The 14926-nt window shown below is 55.7% G+C and carries 13 protein-coding genes; 8 read left to right on the top strand and 5 right to left on the bottom strand.

From position 1 onward, the window contains the following. Positions 1 to 59: 59 nt before the first annotated feature. The gene (locus G482_RS0109490; protein WP_211227598.1) at positions 60 to 1115 is read right to left on the bottom strand and encodes a substrate-binding domain-containing protein; all 1056 of its coding nucleotides are present in this window, start codon (positions 1113 to 1115) and stop codon (positions 60 to 62) included. Positions 1116 to 1575: 460 nt separating this feature from the next. Here G482_RS0109490 and G482_RS0109485 point away from each other — a divergent pair, with 460 nt between their 5' ends. Next, positions 1576 to 2148 carry a TMEM175 family protein gene (locus tag G482_RS0109485; protein ID WP_028449840.1) on the top strand — a complete coding sequence of 191 codons (573 nt, stop codon included), beginning with the start codon at positions 1576 to 1578 and terminating at the stop codon, positions 2146 to 2148. Positions 2149 to 2206: 58 nt separating this feature from the next. Here G482_RS0109485 and G482_RS0109480 read toward each other — a convergent pair whose 3' ends face one another. The 3 genes from G482_RS0109480 to G482_RS0109470 form a co-directional block, all read right to left on the bottom strand. After that, entirely contained in the window at positions 2207 to 3778 is a 1572-nt protein-coding gene (locus tag G482_RS0109480) for a methyl-accepting chemotaxis protein (protein ID WP_028449839.1), read from the bottom strand. Between the two features lie 222 nt (positions 3779 to 4000). Then, on the bottom strand, positions 4001 to 4879 hold the full coding sequence (gene htpX, locus G482_RS0109475) for a protease HtpX (RefSeq protein WP_028449838.1): 879 nt from the start codon (positions 4877 to 4879) through the stop codon (positions 4001 to 4003). 30 nt (positions 4880 to 4909) lie between these two features. Continuing rightward, entirely contained in the window at positions 4910 to 5197 is a 288-nt protein-coding gene (locus G482_RS0109470) for a hypothetical protein (protein WP_034619407.1), read from the bottom strand. Positions 5198 to 5349: 152 nt separating this feature from the next. On the opposite strand from G482_RS0109470, the gene G482_RS0109465 reads away from it, so the two are divergent. The 5 genes from G482_RS0109465 (at position 5350) to aroA (ending at position 10050) form a co-directional block, all read left to right on the top strand. After that, on the top strand, positions 5350 to 6228 hold the full coding sequence (locus tag G482_RS0109465; RefSeq protein ID WP_028449836.1) for a LysR family transcriptional regulator: 879 nt from the start codon (positions 5350 to 5352) through the stop codon (positions 6226 to 6228). Between the two features lie 117 nt (positions 6229 to 6345). After that, positions 6346 to 7266 carry a branched-chain amino acid transaminase gene (locus G482_RS0109460; protein ID WP_028449835.1) on the top strand — a complete coding sequence of 307 codons (921 nt, stop codon included), beginning with the start codon at positions 6346 to 6348 and terminating at the stop codon, positions 7264 to 7266. Between the two features lie 198 nt (positions 7267 to 7464). After that, entirely contained in the window at positions 7465 to 7665 is a 201-nt protein-coding gene (locus tag G482_RS0109455; protein ID WP_028449834.1) for a zinc-finger domain-containing protein, read from the top strand. A gap of 78 nt (positions 7666 to 7743) precedes the next feature. Continuing rightward, on the top strand, positions 7744 to 8754 hold the full coding sequence (gene waaF, locus G482_RS0109450; RefSeq protein WP_028449833.1) for a lipopolysaccharide heptosyltransferase II: 1011 nt from the start codon (positions 7744 to 7746) through the stop codon (positions 8752 to 8754). Positions 8755 to 8757: 3 nt separating this feature from the next. Further along, positions 8758 to 10050, top strand: coding sequence for a 3-phosphoshikimate 1-carboxyvinyltransferase (gene aroA / locus G482_RS0109445; protein WP_028449832.1), 1293 nt, complete (start codon positions 8758 to 8760; stop codon positions 10048 to 10050). Positions 10051 to 10175: 125 nt separating this feature from the next. Here the strand turns inward: aroA and G482_RS0109440 are convergent, their stop codons facing one another. Then, complete coding sequence (locus G482_RS0109440) at positions 10176 to 10649, bottom strand: hypothetical protein (protein WP_028449831.1); 474 nt, start codon at positions 10647 to 10649, stop codon at positions 10176 to 10178. 441 nt (positions 10650 to 11090) lie between these two features. On the opposite strand from G482_RS0109440, the gene G482_RS18030 reads away from it, so the two are divergent. Both G482_RS18030 and G482_RS18025 read left to right on the top strand, forming a co-directional pair. Beyond that, a complete protein-coding gene (locus G482_RS18030) occupies positions 11091 to 12842 on the top strand; it encodes a glycoside hydrolase family 19 protein (protein WP_245575273.1) in 1752 nt (583 codons plus the stop codon). A 149-nt stretch (positions 12843 to 12991) separates the two neighbouring features. Beyond that, positions 12992 to 14923, top strand: coding sequence for a putative bifunctional diguanylate cyclase/phosphodiesterase (locus G482_RS18025; protein ID WP_051258890.1), 1932 nt, complete (start codon positions 12992 to 12994; stop codon positions 14921 to 14923). Positions 14924 to 14926 lie beyond the last annotated feature (3 nt).

Here is a 14926-nt window from a genome sequence, read left to right as displayed (position 1 = left end):
CCAAGGGGTATACCCGAAAAGCGCAATTAGAATATTGCTTTAGCGGGTATACCCTGTACTTATTTACGATTTGCCAGGGCTTTTTGAATGGCATCAGGTGGCGTGCGCGACAAGGCTTTTTGCCATTGCGTGGCCAGATTGGCCGGCGTGACTTTGATCGCATCCACGGTGACAAAAGGTGGCGTCGGTTGATTTAGCAGCGCCAGCGCCCCCATGCGCGCCAGCGTTTTGCCCATGTCATACGGCAGATCGGAGACAATCCCGGCGACATTGCCGCCCTTCACCATATCCAGCGCATTGGCCGCGCCCAGATCCATCGTGACCACTTTGACATCCTTGCGCCCAGCCGCCCGCGCCGCGGCAGTTACCCCTTCGGCAATCGCATCCCACGGCGCGTAAATGGCTTTCACGCTCGGGTTTTGCGTCAGGATGGCGCCAGCGATCACTTCACCGTCGTTCGGGTTGGCAATGCCTTTATTGGCAATAACTTTAATGCCGGGGTATTTAGCCAGCTCAGATTTCACCGCGGCATCGCGCTGATTGGTGACATAGTAATTGGCCGCGTGATACATCAAGGCCACATCCCCTTTGCCACCAATGCTGCCGGCCATCAACTCTGCCGCGGCCTTGCCCATGCCGTACAAATCGTCGGTCACAATCCCGGCGTAATCTTTGCCCGGCTTAAAGCCTTGTGGCGCATTACTGATGAACACCAGTTTGACGCCTTTATCGCTGGCTTGCCGGAAAGCCGCAGCCCCCGAAACCGGATCAATCACCAATGAGATAATTACATCGGGTTTGAGCGCCAACACGGTTTCCAGATCGGTACGCTGCTTTTTCGAATCCATCTCGGCATCGGTCACCGCCACCACCGCAATACCCTGCTCGGCAAACACCTCTTTGGCGCCCTTAATCAGCGCCGATGAAAAATCCGAGGTAGTGTGCATCAGAATGGCGGCTTTATATTGTTTACCTTGTAGCGCCTTGGTTTGCTCCGGCTTCAGGGTGACCTGTGTATACGGCGTGGGCTGTTCGCCATTGGGCCCAGTAGTGACGCCGGCCAAAGCACACGTACTGGCCACCGCGACAAACAGACCAACGAATTGTTTCATCATGCGCATCATCCACCTCTTAAGTTGTTTATCACATCGCAAAAATCGACCAAACCAACCATTCAACACCCAAAGATAGGTGTTTTATAGGTAAATCACGAGCTGAGATTAGGTTCAAAAACATGTAGTGTCAATCAAGCACCTACGAGTGTTTCATTTGCGCACGGTCAATCCTCACCCCAAAGCCGCCAAACCGGGCTAAAAGTCGGACAAATACGAATGAAATTTAAGTACTCTGGCGGCGCAAACTACCTATTTGATAAGTGGTTTGCAGACAAAGCATAAATCGCTGCCTTGTGCTTGCCCGCCGATTTACGCAGCCACGCTTGTCGTGCCGGCGATATGCTGGCGTAATGTTCACGACGCCCATTCGTGGCGTGATCGGCCGCCAAGCACGAACCTAAAAGTAAAAGCGATCCAGCGCCTCAGGTGGAGTTCGCGCCCCACGACAACAGGAGAACACATGCAAAAGAACCGACTCGAAGCCTTTAGTGATGGGGTGCTGGCGATTATCATCACCATCATGGTGCTGGAAATTAAGGTGCCGCATGGCGAGAGCTTTGCGGCGCTCAAACCGCTGTTGCCGGTATTGATGTGCTATGTGTTGAGCTTTATCTACGTCGGCATTTACTGGAATAACCACCACCATATGCTGCACGCCACCCGCAAGGTCAGCAGCCGGGTGCTCTGGGCGAATTTGCATCTACTGTTCTGGCTGTCGCTCTTGCCCTTTGCGACGGGCTGGATGGGTGAAAACCATTTTGCGCAGCTGCCCGTGGCGATTTATGGCGGGGTGCTATTAATGGCGGCCATCGCTTACTGGATTTTGGTGCGGGCGATCATCCATGTGGATGGGCCAGATTCGGTGCTGGCCAAAGCGATTGGCGCCGATCGCAAGGGTAATTGGTCGGTGCTGTTGTATTTACTGGCGATTCCGCTGGCCTTTTATCAAGAGCTGCTGGCAGGCGCCATCTACATCATCGTGGCGATTATTTGGCTGATTCCAGATCAGCGCATTGAGCGGGTTTTAGACTAAACCCCAGCAAAAAGGCCAGCGCGCAAGCTGGCCTTTTTGCATTGCCCACCCAGCCGCCTTAGCGCGTGCGCAGTTTGGCCATGCTGCCATCAAGCTGATTGGCCACATCTTGCAGGCGGCGCATGTCTTGCGTGATGGTTTGGCTGCCCTGCACGGTTTGATTCAGGCCTTGGGCAATTTCGCCAATCTGCTGGTTGATCGCGCTGGCGGTGCGGCTTTGCTCATCCACCGTGGTGGCAATGGCGCCCATTTTTTCAGCCACCATCACCGCCATGCCATCTATGCGCTGCAAGGCATCGGCGACAATTTCACCATCGCGATTGCATTCGCTCAAATAGTGGCCGGCGGCGGTCACCGCTTTGCCGGTTTGCTCGCTAGTCTGGCGGGTGCCATCCAGAATTTCCTGAATCGTGCGGGTTGAATCGCTGGTGTTTTGCGCCAGCTTACGCACCTCATCGGCCACTACCGCAAAGCCACGGCCATGTTCGCCGGCGCGGGCGGCTTCAATCGCGGCATTCAGCGCCAGCAAATTGGTTTGATCGGCAATGTCTTTGATCGTGGCGCTCACATTCACAATGCGGCCAAACGATTGCGCCATATCCTGCATGGCCTGCTCCACCGCGGCAAAGTGGCTAGATAGCGCCTGCAGATTGCCCAGTGTGGTTTGCCCGGCCTGATTGGCCGATTGCGTGGCCACTTTAGCCTCACTGGCCGCGTTGGAAGCCGCCTGCGCCAGCTCCCCCACGTAATGCACGGTATCGGTCATTTCGTGGGTGGCATGGCTGATTTCGTTCAGTCGCTGCGATTGTTCATCCATATTGCGCGTGGCCTGATTGGCGAGCTCAGTAATATGTCGCGCATCGCTGCGGGTATGCTGTGCGGCCTGCTGGGCGCTAGAGAGCACCTGCATCAGCTGGGTAAGGAAATGATTAATCGCCTGCCCCAGCTGGCCAAATTCGTCGGCGCCTTCCGGCATCCGCAAGGTGAGATCGCCATTTTGCAAATGCTGGGCCACGGTTTCCATCGCCTGCAGTTTGTTGCGCAGATGATGGGCAAAATACAGCGAAAAACCAATAATCAGCACGCCGCCCAGCACCAGCGGCAGCAACACCAGCCAGACAATCTGCTTCACCCGGGTGGCAAAGCTGCGGTCGGCCTCCTGCGCCTGCTGCTGCTCTTGCCGAATAATCTGGTCCAGCTCGCCCAAGAGTGGCGCCAGATCATTGCGGTAAAGTTGCTCGGGCATCGCCAGCGCATCTTCGGGCGCGGTTTCGGCAATCACAGCGGCTTGTTTAAATTGCTTGAGGTAGCGCTGCCAGTTGTCTTGCAATAGGCGGGTGATGGCCTGTTGCTCGCCTGCGGCCAGTTTCAAGGTTTGGCTGGTGGCGGCGATTTGCTGGCCGTAGTGATCCAGCTGGCTATTGATATCGGGCTGCATCACATCCAGCCGCGAGGTGGTGAGCATATCGACTTTCAGCTGCACCAGCTGATTGGCGGCCTGCTGCGAGGCGCGGTAGGTTTGATAGCTGTCGTTGAGCTGCTGCAGATTCCAGCCCGCCAGTAACACGCCAATGCCGAGGGCTACCCCGATCAGAATGCGTCCAAAAAAGAGTTGCGCTGCGATTTTCATGGCGGGGTGTATCCGGTATTGCTAATACAGGGCACTCTAACCAGCCAAAATGACAGAATCATGACAAAGATCTCGGCACTAACCCCTAGCCAGCCCGCCAATACCTTGCAGGGGTACTAGCCTCAAGTACATGATTTTGCTTGTTTTCAAACAGATACCCATAAAAAAGGCCACGCTATGCGTGGCCTTTTTAAGCTTCGACCTTTAGTCGAAAAGATCTATTTAGCGCAGATTTTGCAGCGCGGCGATGCGCTCTTCCATCGATGGGTGCGAGCTAAACAGCGAGCTCCAGCCGGCTTTGTTCGAAATACCAGAAGCGGCCATATTGCTTGGCAAGGCACTTGGCGCCATCCCGCCAAGGCGACGCAGTGCATCGATCATCGAGCCACTTTCGCCCATCAGTTGCGCCGCACCGGCATCGGCCCGGAATTCGCGCTGGCGGGAGAAATACATCACGATCACGCTAGCCAAAATCCCGAACACGATGTCACAGACAATCACGGTGATCATGTAGCCAATGCCGGGACCGGATGATTCTTCGTCATTGCGTCTGAGGAAGGAATCCACCAGATAACCCACCACGCGTGCCAGGAAGAACACAAAGGTATTTACCACGCCTTGAATCAGCGTCAGCGTCACCATATCGCCGTTTTTCACGTGCGCAACTTCGTGTGCCAACACCGCTTCGATTTCACGGTGCGTCATGCTGTACAAAAGGCCAGTTGATACCGCAACCAGCGAGTTATTTTTGCTCGGGCCGGTCGCAAACGCATTCGGCTCGCCTTCGTAAATCGCCACTTCCGGCATCGCAATGCCAGCGCGTTGCGCCAAACGCGCCACGGTATCAAATAGCCATTGCTCATCCTGATTGCGTGGGCGCTCGATCACTTGCGCGCCCGTGCTCCATTTGGCCATGGTTTTAGACATCGCCAGCGAAATAAAGGCGCCACCAAAACCCATCACGGCGGCAAACATCAGCAGCATGCCCAGATTGAGGCCATTGGCAGTCAGAAAACGATTGAGGCCAAAGACACTCACAAAAATGCCCAACACCACCATGATGGCGATATTGGTGGCAATTAATAGAATCGTTCGTTTCACAATCCACTCCTTATTAGATGGTTGCTCGGATTATACGGTAGCCGCTTGTCGCCAAAGGATGCTTTTGCAGCGTGCACAAGCGATGCCACACTGTTTACCCCTTAGAGCGATCTGAACTTTTTCAGTTCCACCACACTGATAGCAACTAATGCCTTGCTTGCCCACTAAATCAGAGTGCCAGTGCCGATATTCAATCTCGGTCATCTGCGTATGCAGCCAATTTTGTACCCCAGGCAAGTACAGCAAGTACCGTTGAACAAGATGAAAACCAAAAGGGATTTCCTTCAGTAACCACGCCAGATTGAAGAACTTGGTCATTTCTTTTCCTTCTACCACCGCCTGCTAGGTTTGCCGATCAATCACTGCCGGCTCGTTGCAACACTGAGATAGGCTGTAGCATAAACTGGACTTTACAGTTTCCAACATCAGCCTTACGCTTAGAAATCTTCAGTTTTTTCCGAAAGATCGCCATGCTGGGGCTCAACTATAAACATCTGCAGTATTTCTGGGTGGTGGCCAAAGAGGGCGGCATTAGTGCGGCCGCGCGCAAGCTCGGGATTACGGCTCAGACCATCAGCGGCCAAGTCAGCTTGCTGGAGCAAGACATCGGCCAGAGCTTGTTTAGCCAAGTCGGGCGCAATTTGCAGCTCACCGAAGCGGGCCGCACCATGCTGCATTACGCCGATCAGATTTTCATGCTGGGCAATGAATTACAACAAGCCATGCGTCCGGGCAATCAGCTGCGCCCGCGACTCAATATTGGCGTGGTCGATATGATCCCGAAGGCCAATGTGCTTCAGCTATTACGACCTTTGCTGAGTAGTGGGGTCAAGCTCAATTTTCTGGTCGATGGTGATCTGAATGAGCTGGTGGCCAAACTGACTTTGCACCAGCTAGACCTGGTGCTAGCCGACCGGCCGCTGTCCGATTTGGGTGCCTTAAAGCTAGCCAGCCGGGTGCTAGGCAGCGCACAAGTGGCTTGGCAAGGTACGCCCGCACGGTTGGCTGAGCTAAGCGACACCTTCCCCGCTTGCCTGCAGCACGCACCGCTACTGCTGCCTGCGCGCAATACCGCGCTGCGTTTGCAGCTGGATGTTTGGCTCTCTGAAATGGGCCTCGCGCCCGAGATTGTGGGGGAATTTTCAGATAGCGAATTGATGCGCGTTGCCGCTAAGGCGGGTATGGGGCTACAGCCCTTTCCTACACTCGATCTGCACGACATACCTGACGATGGCTTGGCCAAAATCGGCAAAATCCCGTCCATGCGCATTACCTACCACGCCATTTACAGCCCGCGCAAAATTCTACCCCCGGCGCTGGCCAAGCTACTCGAAAGCCCACCAGAATAAGCCATGCGAGGCAGTCTCCTCGACAAGGTAGTAACGACACTAAGTACAACAGAACGCGGCGAATTTCGGTTACAATCGCCGCTTTCCCGAATACAAGATTCTTGGCAGGAGATCAGCATGTCTTTAGCAGATCGCGACGGCGTCATTTGGTACGACGGCAAACTGGTGGACTGGCGTGGCGCAACCACCCACGTCCTCACCCACACCCTGCATTACGGCATGGGCGTGTTTGAAGGCGTGCGCGCGTACGAAACGCCCAAAGGCACCGCGATCTTCCGCCTACAAGATCACACCGAGCGTCTGCTCAATTCGGCCAAGATTTTCCAAATGAAAATCCCGTACACCGCCGAAGAGCTCAACGAAGCGCAAAAAACCGTGGTGCGCGAAAACCAGCTCAAGTCATGCTATCTGCGCCCGCTGGCCTTTATCGGCAGCGAAAAGCTGGGCATTGCCGCCAGCAATAACAGCATTCACACCGTGGTAGCCGCGTGGCCGTGGGGCGCTTATTTGGGCGATGATGGCCTGACCAAAGGCATTCGCGTAAAAACCTCTAGCTTCACCCGTCACCATGTGAATGTTTCCATGGTGCGCGCCAAAGCGTGCGGCTACTACATCAACTCGATCTTGGCTCACCAAGAAGCCGCCGCCGATGGCTACGATGAAGCGCTGGTGCTCGATACCGATGGCTACGCCTCGGAAGGCGCGGGTGAAAACCTGTTTATCGTGAAAAAAGGCGTGATCTACACGCCGGATGTGGCCTCATGCTTGGATGGCATTACCCGCAATACCGTGCTGACGCTGGCCCGCGAAGAAGGCCTGCAGATCATCGAAAAACGCATCACCCGTGATGAAATCTACACGGCTGACGAAGCGTTCTTCACCGGCACCGCTGCCGAAGTAACCCCGATTCGCGAGCTGGATAACCGCGCAATTGGCGCCGGCGTGCGCGGCCCGATCACCGAACTTTTGCAAAAACGCTATTTCGATTGCGTAAAAGGCCTGGATCCAAAACACGAAGACTGGCTAACCCTGGTTTAAGCTAGCAAGACTGAACGAAGTAAGCGCCGTAGCGCTTTGCCAGCGAGGCTTCACCACCGGCAGCACCAGCGCGTGCAGCCACGGTGAAGCCAAGTGAATAAAGTGCTGAGCCTACTACTGACTGCATGGGTATACACCGCCAGGGCTGATAATGATTAGCCTAGCAAGCAATACCCCACTCGCCGACTGGAGATCATTATGAGTCTGATCGACAATACTCAAAAAGAAATCGAAGTAACTGCTCACGACGTGCCCCTGCACTGTCCGATGCCGAATATGAACAAATGGAATTCGCACCCACGCGTCTTCCTCGACATCGCCAAAACCGGCAAAGCGCAATGCCCTTACTGCGGCACGCACTACAAGCTGAAAGAAGGCGAAGTCATCAAAGGCCATTAATCGGCCGCGGGATTTCCCGCTCGCGAGCAAGCGGTGCGCCAGTGGCCGCCGCTTTTTTTGTTTTTGCCGGGGTTTGTTGTGAAACGCATTCTTATTGTGGCGCCCGCCTGGGTGGGCGACGCCATCATGGCTCAGCCGCTGTATGCCCGCCTCAAGCAGCGCCATCCCGAGGCCGAGATTGATGTCCTGGCGCCGGCCTGGACGCGCCCCCTGCACGCCCGTATGCGCGAAATCAGCAGCACCATCGACGCCCCTTTTGGGCACGGCGAGCTGAAATTGCGCACGCGCTGGCAGCTGGCGCGCCAGCTCAAAGCGCGCGGCTATGATCAAGCCATTGTGCTGCCCAATTCGCTCAAATCAGCCCTGGTGCCGCTGCTGGCCGGAATTGCCCAGCGCACCGGCTGGGTGGGAGAAATGCGCTATGGCCTGCTCAATGATATTCGCGAGCTAGACCCACTGCAGCTGCCGCAGATGGTGCAACGCTTTTATGCGCTGGGCGATGAAAAAACCGCCCCGCGCACCGAGCCGATGCCCTATCCGGTACTCACGATTAACGCGGCTGAGCGTGATGCGGCGCTGAGCAAGCTTGGTCTCAGTAGCGAGCCGCCGATGGTGGCCATTTGCCCGGGCGCCGAATACGGCCCGGCCAAGCGCTGGCCCGCTGAGCATGCCGCCGCGCTGGCCCAGCAACTGCTGGCCGATGGCTATCAGGTGTGGCTGTTTGGCTCGGTGAAAGATCAGGAAATCTGCGCCGAAATCAGCGCGCGCTGCCCGCAAGTGGTGAATCTGGCCGGTAAAACCAGCCTCGCCGAAGCGATTGATCTGCTGTCGTTGGCCCGCGTCGCCGTGTGTAATGACTCTGGCTTGATGCACGTGGCCGCTGCGCTCCAGCGCCCTCTGGTGGCCGTGTATGGTTCGAGCTCGCCCGGCTTTACCCCGCCACTGGCCATTCGCGCCAAAGTGGTCACGCTGGATCTGGAATGTAGCCCCTGTTTTGAACGTGTGTGCCCGCTGGGGCATATGGATTGCCTGAATAAACTGACGCCCGATCGCGTAATGAAGGCGCTGAAAGAACTCACCAAGGACTGACCGATGGAATTTCTCGTTCTCTCTCCGATTGCCAAAGTAGCCGGCACGGTAGCCCTGCCCGGCTCCAAAAGCATTTCTAACCGCACTTTGCTGCTGGCGGCGCTGTGCAGCGGACAAACCACCGTGCGTGGCCTGCTGGCTTCGGATGATACCCAACGCATGCTCGAAGCCTTGGCGACATTGGGCGTCAAGGTCGAGCAAATCGGCGACAGCCGCGACTTTATCGTGCACGGTTGCGCGGGCAATTTCCCAAATAAAGACGCCGACCTGTTCCTCGGTAACGCCGGCACGGCGTTTCGCCCATTGACCGCTGCCCTGGCATTATCCAACGGCAGCTATCACCTGCACGGCGTGCCGCGGATGCATGAGCGCCCGATTGGCGATTTGGTCGATGCGCTGCGCCAAGCCGGTAGCCAGATTGATTATCTGGGCAATGAAGGTTTCCCGCCGCTACAGATCAAGCCCGGCGTGGTGGCGGCCGACAAGGTACAGGTGAAAGGTAATGTATCGAGCCAGTTTCTGACTGGTCTGTTGATGGCCTTGCCACTCTCCAACCGCGACATGACGATTGAAGTGGTTGGTGAGCTGATCTCCAAACCCTATATCGAAATCACGCTGAACCTGATGGCCAAATTTGGCCTGCAAGTGGAGAAAAAGAGCTGGAATGAGTTCCGTATTCCTGCCGGGCAGGTCTATCAATCTCCAGGCGAAATTTTTGTTGAAGGCGATGCCTCGAGCGCGTCGTATTTCCTGGCCGCCGGTGCGATCGGTGGCGGCGATGCGGTGCGCGTCACCGGCGTAGGTAGCGAGTCGATCCAAGGCGATAAACGCTTTGCCGAAACGCTGGCGCAAATGGGCGCGCAAATCACTTGGGGGCCAAACTGGATTGAAGCAGCGCCCCCAGCGGACGGCCAACTCAAAGCCATCGACGTCGACCTGAACCACATCCCCGATGCGGCAATGACGATTGCGATTGCCGCGCTGTTTGCCAACGGTAAAACCACCATTCGCAATATCGAAAGCTGGCGCGTGAAAGAAACCGATCGCCTCTCAGCCATGGCAACCGAATTGCGCAAAGTCGGTGCAACGGTGGAAGAAGGTCAGGATTGGATTTCAGTCATTCCACCAGAGCAACTCACGCCCAATGCCGAAATCGACACCTACGACGATCACCGCATGGCGATGTGTTTCTCGCTGGTGGCTCTGGGTGGCGTGCCGGTGCGGATTAATGATCCGAAATGTACCGCTAAAACCTTCCCAACCTATTTTGAAGAACTAGGCCGGATTAGCCGCTAAGCGCAAGCAACGTATATCGCTGCAAGCCTGATTATAAATAGCCTGCAGCAACATACCCAACAACAAAAAAGGAGCCAGTGGCTCCTTTTTTATTTGCAGCTTTGCTGATGCACCAGCGTAATGATTTAGCGGCGCTGGGTTTTGCCTTTGGCAGCGGTTTTCGCTTTGCCGGCCTTACCCGCTTGTGGCGCTTTGCGGCTAGACGATTTAGACCGTTTCAACTCACGACTCTGGGCGGTTTTTTGGCTGCGCAGCTGCTTGGTTTGCACTTGCTTGCTGCGCACCTTTTTACCGGCACTAGGTTGCTTAGCACGCACGGCCTTGCTCTCCACCCGGCCTTTACCGCGTGCTTTGGCAGTGCGACGCTCGCCACGCTGACTGGCCTTGGCGGATTTGCCTTTCTTGGCCGGTGTGGCTTTTTCCGCACGCTGACTAGGGCTATTACTCGCCTGATTCGGATTAACGGTCGCGCGCTTCGTGATGGCGGTGGCCGCTTCCGGGCTATCAAAGGGCAAGGGCTCGTCTTCAGCCCAGACCGTACTACTGAACAGCATGCAGGCACTGACTAGCGCCAGCCCTGTTTTGAACCAATTCTTCATTGACTACAAGCCCTTACACACGGCACGACAAGCTGCGCATTATACCGACTCACCTGCCGCACCGCCGGTTTATTTGCCCGTTTTTCGCCCCATTAGGCGGCTAAATCACATTAGATTTTGTTAACGTTTTAAACACCAATCCGCACCAAAAAAGCTTGGCGTCAGATTTAAAAATTATGCAGAAAGCATCCTGTGATGTTGTCAACCTTTTTTCAGCTACTACGTGTTTTCCCCAACATGTAGTCATTGACTCGCTAGCTACAAATGGTACGATGGCGAAAATTCAGCGATACCAGTTCGACTGAATTTACCCTGAGCACCGCCCGGCCAAGCATGCCCGACAGTCGCTCTACATAAAGCGCCAGGTTGCGAACAATGAAGGATTTGCAACCTCTTCCGCCCGCGGAAACTGGCCATTACCTTCAAATGGAGTGGGACTTTATGCATAAGAAAGTACAACTAACGGCGCTGTTGGCCGCGATGTTCCTCAGCGCCAGCGTTTGGGCCGCTGAATGGAGCTCAAGCGCGGTGTATACCGGCGGCTCGATCGTGACGTATCAGGGTCAATCTTACAAAGCTAAGTGGTGGACTACCGGTGAAATCCCGGGCGCCAGCCAATGGGGCCCATGGGAAAAAGTAGCCAGCGGTGGCGCGACCCCAGCACCGACCACGGCGCCAACCGCAGTACCGACGGCGGCCCCAACGGTTAAACCGACCGTGGCACCAACGACTGCACCAACAGCGACGCCAAAACCTACCGCGGCACCGACTACGGCGCCAACAGTAGCGCCGACTGCGACACCAAAACCGACTGCAGTTCCAACGGTGGCGCCAACTAGCGCGCCAACGCCAACCGCTGCGCCAACTGGCACCCCGAATCCAGGCACTGGCTTGCCAAAATGTGAAGCCGCTTGGAACTCAGGCAGCTCGTACGCTGGTGGCGCCAAAGTCAGCTTTAACGGCGTGAATTACACCGCCAAATGGTGGGCCAATGTCGGCGCTGAGCCAGGCAAAGATGCCACTTGGGCCACAGCGGGCAACTGTGATGCCAGCGGCTTGCCAACCCCAGTACCAGGTGGTGGCGGCTCAACGGGCGGCGTGCCCACTAAAGCGGAAGCAGAAGCTTATGCCGCTACGCTGACCAATAGCGATATCTTCCGCAAAGTAAAAGCCTCTGTTCGCACCTTGCCAAACTCGGTGGTGGAAGCGGTAGCGCCTGGCCTGATGAGCAACCCAAGCAATGTGAAACGCGTGGAAGCCATCCTGCCCAAAGCGAAGTGGGATTACTACTTCTCGAAAGCGCACCCAAGCTACACTTACACCCGCTTCTTGCAAGCCACCGCTAAATTCCCAGCCTTCTGTGGCGACTACACCGATGGCCGCAATGCCGATGAAATCTGCCGCCGCTCGCTGGCAGCATCATTTGCGCACTTTGCCCAAGAAACCGGTGGTCATAGCGTAGAGCAATACGGCAACCCAGAATGGCTGCAAGCGCTGGTGCACGTGCGTGAAATGGGTTGTACTGAAGAAGGCACCGGTTGTGGTTACAACACTGAGTGTACCGACCCAGTATTCAACAAAGTTTGGACTTGCGGCACCGACGCGAAAGGCGGCTTCAAGAAATACTTCGGCCGTGGCGCGAAACAGTTGTCTTACAACTACAACTACGGTCCATTCAGCCAAGCGATGTTTGATGGCGACCAATCCGTACTGTTGAAAGATCCGGATCGTGTAGCTGAAAGCTGGTTGAACCTGGCTTCTGCCGTATTCTTCTTCGTGTATCCACAACCACCAAAACCATCGATGCTGCACGTGATTGATGGCACTTGGGTACCGAACGACTTTGATAAATCGCGTCAACTGGGTAACGACTTCCCAACGACAATCCAGATTATCAATGCCGAATGCCAAGATTCGCCAACCAAAGCGGCGGCGCAAAATCGTCTGAACTACTACACCGAGTTTGCCCGTGACCTGGGTTGGGATATTACGAAAGAGTCGATGAAATGTTCAGGCATGGGCCGCTTTGATGGCGCATCGTCTGCCGCATTTAACATCTACTGGGAAAAAGACTGGAAAGTCGGCGGCGACAACAAGTGTCAGCTGGTGAGCTACCAGACTCCATACAATGCCCTGATCGACGGCCAATACACCAAGTGTGTGGAAGCCAACTGGGGTGTTACTCTGAAGTAATTGAATTAGCTAGCCTCTAGCGACATACGCCACCTGGGTATCTAGGTGGCGTTTTTTATTGCCAGCGTAAATGCTCGCTATGCGGTGGGCGACTGGCCGAGTTGCCATCGCTTCACTATGCTAAAGCCATACGATTGCCGGAATCCATCATGAGCGAACTGATCGCCACGCGGCTGGGGCTACGCATTGGCTTGGCATTTGCCGGCCTGGTCTTGCTCACGCTGCTGTTCGGTTTACTGATGGGCAATGAAATCAACCACAGCTATCAGCAGCTGGCCCAAGAGCTATCGCGCCAGCACCGCGCCTATAGCAGTGTGCAGACCCTGCGCGCCGACTTTGGCGACCTGCGCCGTTTTGAAAAAGATGTTTTTCTGGCTGTCGATATTCCTGAGCACGCCAGCTTTAAATGGCGGCAATGGAATCAGGAGCTCAACCAAGCTTATGTGCGCCTAGGGCAGCTCGAGCAAACCCTGCCCGAGCAAAAACCTTTGGCCCTCGCGCAACTGCGTAGCGCGCTCGACGAATACAAAAATGGCTTTCTGACCGTGGCCGAGCAAGTGCTGGCGGGCCGCTTTCGCAGTGCCGAAGAAGCCAACCGCGCCTTTCTATTTCGCCGCACCTTTATCCATCAATACCAGAATGCCATCGACGCGCTGATTCATTACAGCGAACAGCAAGAGCAACTCCTACTGCGCCAGCTTGATGAAATCCGCGTACGCCGCCTATGGCAACTCGCGGGCGCGCTCTGCACTTTGCTCATCATCAGCAGCTTGGTGGCGGTGTTTATCACCCGTAATAGCTTGCGCGTGGGGCGCGAGCTGGAATATCAGGCTACCCATGATAGCCTCACCAAACTCCTGAATCGGCGCGGCTTTGAAATGCAACTGGCCAGCGCCCACCGTGGGGCAATTTTGTATCTGGATTTGGATCAGTTCAAATTGGTAAATGATCTGTGCGGCCACAGTGCAGGGGATGAATTACTCAGCCTACTGGCGCTGCGCTTTGGCCGCCTGCTTCCCGCACAAGCCAGCATGGCACGTTTTGGCGGCGATGAATTTTGCATCTTTTTACCCAATGCCGATGCCAGCCATGCGAGCGAGCTGGCGCAACAGCTACTGCGCGAAATTCAGAATTACCCCTTTGTCTGGCAAGGGCGTTTGTTTAGCCTGAGCGGCGCGCTCGGCATCGCCATTGCCGATGGCCAGCAAAGCCTGCGCGAACACATTATGCGCGCGGATACCGCCTGCGCCATCGCCAAAGAACGCGGCACCGGGCAAATTGCTTTTGCCACCGAGGTCGACCAACAACACCATCAGCTGCAATCACAAATGAGCTGGGCGGCGCAGCTACCGCAGATGCTGCAACAAGACCGCTTTGTACTGTTCATTCAGCATATGCAAGCCCTCAAATCCACCGGGGCGCCACACAGCGTGCCCGACCACGCAGAAATATTAATCCGCGCACTCGACGAGCAAGGTGAGCCGGTCCCCCCCGGGCAATTTCTGCCCGCAGCCGAACGCTTTGGCCTGATCGGCAAGATCGATCGCTGGGTCACCCGCACCATCTTGCAACAGGCGTTACCACCGCATACGATCTACGGCATTAATTTATCGGCCGCCTCGCTCGGGGATCACGCTTTTTTACACACCTTGCGCGACTGGATTCAGGCCAGCCCCACCCCGGCCCAGCAGTGGTGTTTTGAAATTACCGAAACCGCCGCCATGACTGATATTCAGGCGGCGCGGCATTTTGTCTCCACTCTCAAGCAGCTGGGCTGCCGCTTTGCGCTAGACGATTTTGGCAGCGGCTTTTCTTCGTTTAGCTACCTCAAAGAGCTGGACGTGGATTACCTGAAAATCGATGGCAGCCTGATCCGCAATCTGGAGCGCAATGCCTCCGATCTGGCGCTAGTGACCGCGGTGGTGCAAATGGCCAAAGCGCTGCGACTGAAAATAGTGGCCGAGTTTGTTGAAAACCAGCACCAGCTCGAAATCCTGCGCGATTTGGGCGTGGATTACGCCCAAGGTTATGCGGTACACCGCCCTGCTCCATTACTGATTCAGCCCGTGAAAGAAACTTGAGCT

This window comes from Chitinibacter tainanensis DSM 15459 (assembly GCF_000429785.1).
GTDB classification, from domain to species: domain Bacteria; phylum Pseudomonadota; class Gammaproteobacteria; order Burkholderiales; family Chitinibacteraceae; genus Chitinibacter; species Chitinibacter tainanensis.
Note: the sequence above shows the minus strand (reverse complement) of the source record. Positions and strands in the feature narration are given on the sequence as shown.